This is a genomic window from Niveispirillum fermenti (assembly GCF_048066175.1).
Classification (GTDB): Bacteria; Pseudomonadota; Alphaproteobacteria; order Azospirillales; family Azospirillaceae; genus Niveispirillum; species Niveispirillum fermenti.
Map to the genome: position 1 here is coordinate 1 of NZ_JBLTXA010000106.1, position 968 is coordinate 968.

The 968-nt window shown below is 63.3% G+C and carries 1 protein-coding gene; it reads right to left on the bottom strand.

The window, feature by feature from the left end; translation table 11 throughout:
* On the bottom strand, nt 1-771 hold a 771-nt coding region (locus tag ACM9LZ_RS25880), incomplete at its 3' end, for an IS110 family RNA-guided transposase (protein ID WP_416622378.1).
* Between the last annotated feature and the right edge of the window lie 197 nt (nt 772-968).

Consider the following 968-nt stretch of genomic DNA (forward strand, 5'->3'; position numbering starts at 1 on the left):
AGCCATGTAAAGGACGGTTCGGACAACGGGCCTTCCACCGTAGATGCTGCGCGGGCCATCGCGTTTGCCGCTCTGGTTATCCATCGGGGCAACGCCGGCCAGGGCGGCGACCTGATGTCGTGTCAGTGTGCCCAACTCCGGCATATGGGCCAGCAGGGTGGCCGCCAGCACCGGCCCGACAGCAGGAATGGACTGGAGCAGGTTGTCGTTGACCTTCAAGGTTTTGGATGCCGCGATCTGCTCGGCAATGCGCTTGTCGAGGCGCAGGATCAGCAGGGCGATGGCATCCAGGCGCCGCTTGGCCAAGCGGCGCAGTTCCGGATCCGCCAGGGTCTGGGCCTGGTTCCTGACCATGGTCTGCTCGTCGAGCAACTGGCGCCGGTAGGTGGCCAGTTCCGCCAGGACCTCCCGTTCCGGATCGGGTTGGTAGGCGGCTCCGGGGATCGCCTGGGCATAGGCGGCGATCATCCGGGCATCCAGCCGGTCATTCTTGGCCCAGCGTCCATGCGCCCTGGCAAAATGCCGGACCTTGCGAGGATCGACGAGGCGGACGGGAATGCCGGCTTTCGATAAAGCCTCCATGACCGGCCGCTCATAGCCACCACTGGCTTCCAGGACGACCTGCACGGCGCGCTTGCCACACCGTCGCCGAAGGAGACTGTAACCAGCCTCGGCATTCTCGACTTGGAAAGCCTCTCCTGTCTCGGCATCCAACCCGTCCAGACGGGCCTTGCTGACGTCCAGGGCGATGATAGAGTCCTGTTGTGCCATCTTCATACTCCCTGCCTTGCACGTACGGGGCTGCAACCCCAAGCAACTGTTCGGGTCAATGAAGGGGCCGACCGGAGAACCATGCTTGGCTACGGTGTATGATCTACCTTTCCACGGAGCGGTCTTCCGGACGGATCGCCGGCCGGGGCATGCCCCGGCCGGCGATCACACATCTTACTGACATTTCGAAAACACAA